At 48.1% G+C, this 1,710-nt stretch carries 3 protein-coding genes; all 3 read left to right on the plus strand.

Translation table 11 applies throughout. The features are described from left to right. Nucleotides 1-395: McrC family protein (locus KDX37_RS29090; RefSeq protein ID WP_231656621.1), on the plus strand; the 395-nt coding region annotated here is incomplete at its 5' end. 379 nt (nucleotides 396-774) lie between these two features. After that, the gene (locus tag KDX37_RS29095; protein WP_231656622.1) at nucleotides 775-1,260 is read left to right on the plus strand and encodes a hypothetical protein; all 486 of its coding nucleotides are present in this window, start codon (nucleotides 775-777) and stop codon (nucleotides 1,258-1,260) included. Continuing rightward, a complete protein-coding gene (locus KDX37_RS29100; protein ID WP_231656623.1) occupies nucleotides 1,257-1,499 on the plus strand; it encodes a hypothetical protein in 243 nt (80 codons plus the stop codon). Before KDX37_RS29095 ends, KDX37_RS29100 begins: the two co-directional genes overlap by 4 nt. Nucleotides 1,500-1,710: the final 211 nt, after the last annotated feature.

Raw genomic sequence — 1,710 nt, forward strand, 5'->3', positions numbered from 1 at the left:
AATTCAGCAGAAAAGGAACGGCGTTGTTTGGTCATCTGACACCTCGATCTGGCGAGCATTCTCGCCTAAATGGGTGTCCGGTTTCATTAGACCACTACACACAGGGCGCAAAACGTTGGGTGCTGGATACTAAATGGAAGCGGTTGGACAGTACGTCTGGCAGCAAAAACTACGGCCTAAGCCAGTCAGATTTTTATCAGTTGTTCGCGTACGGTCAGAAATATCTTGGAGGGGAAGGAGACTTAGTGCTGATCTATCCGAGGCGAGCCTCGTTTCAGGAAGCTCTGCCAGGTTTTGAGTTTTCGGCTGGGTTGAGGTTGTGGGTTGTGCCGTTTGATCTCCTTGTAGGCCAGATGCACGGTCTGGAAATAAAAAAAACTGCGCCCAGACTTTGATTCCCAGATTTTAGATTTTAGATTTTAGATTTTAGATCTTAGGGCGTGGCATGATGATTTTTACAAGGCTCGGTTAATTTGCTCTCGATAGGTTGCTGCAAGTCTAGGTTGTATAGTGGACATGGAGTGGGTCGGTTTTCTGGTTGTAAGCGAGAATATCTCTTTTGATACGATATAACTGGTCGACAATGCTGGATAAAAAATCTTTTTAATTAATTTGGTTTTTAAGCTGGATGTTTTCATCGGACAGAATCTACAGCGTTTGATTGTAGTCCTATTCTTTAAGATTTGTAGGTATTCTCTGATTCGCTTTCGGCCTACTACTAATGTATCGAAAATTCGCCAGACTGAAGTTCGCCACCACTCAGCAGGCTCATTTTTGAAAGCGAATACTTATCGACACCAAGGTCACTATGGCATTGTGTTCAATATCACTCCATTTTCTGTGATGCCGCAGGATAGAGCTGCACTGCGTGAACTGTTTCTTTGTGAGCTGGGTGCCGAGTGTCATAAGGTGAGTGCGTTGATTGTTGAAATGTATGATCGGATGCTGGCTGGAAATCGCGCTTGCGAGATGGTGGTCAGTGTTACGGCACCGTTGCTTCGCGAGCAGGCAGACTTGCTGAATAGCCAGCGAGTCTCTGTGTCAAGGCTCATAAGTACAGCGATTGGCAGCGTTATCAAGCCTATCAACAGTATCGCTGCAGCGGTCGTTGCGGGCGCAACCAATCACGCGATTCAGGGGGGACTCCCGACTTATCATGCAGGAGATATCATCGTCTCTGTACAAGCTTCCGTCAGTGGAGGGATCGGGCCTCAACGATCATCCAGGTCTCTCCTGATCAAGTCCCGGATGGGCTCATGACGGGGCTCTTTCTTTTCGGCACGGCCCTGATTATTTCCTGCTTTTTGTTGCGACAGGTAAAGTCGGTTTTTCGCAGGAAGTGGCTTGGCATAGTGCTTGGGGGTATCGGCTTTATTGGAGTGGTCGCGACGCCGACGAGTTTTGAAGGGTTCGATCCATTCTCTACCTACCTTGTCATGTGGTTTACAGGGATGACATTGTTCGTTGATCGCAACCGCTATTCCGCAACCACGCCATAAACTCCGCTGGCGTCACGAGTGAGCGAGGCGAAAGTGGCGAGCAATTATGGAATGGTAGTGCTGTGGCGGTCTTGAGTCGAGAAAGTACCTTCGCGCTTTTCTTATAGTTAATGTGTCTAGTCCTGAAATAGGTTTACACCTATTTCAGTCTCAAAGCGCCCGATGCACCGCATCGGGCGTTTTGTATTTCAAGGACAGATGCGGCCGCTCC

It is taken from the genome of Pseudomonas californiensis (assembly GCF_021147775.1).
GTDB lineage: Bacteria > Pseudomonadota > Gammaproteobacteria > Pseudomonadales > Pseudomonadaceae > Aquipseudomonas > Aquipseudomonas californiensis.

Coding starts and splice junctions, on each gene's coding strand:
- KDX37_RS29100 (WP_231656623.1), top strand. CDS start 1,257: ATGACGGGGCTCTTTCTTTTCGGCACGGCCCTGATTATTTCCTGCTTT.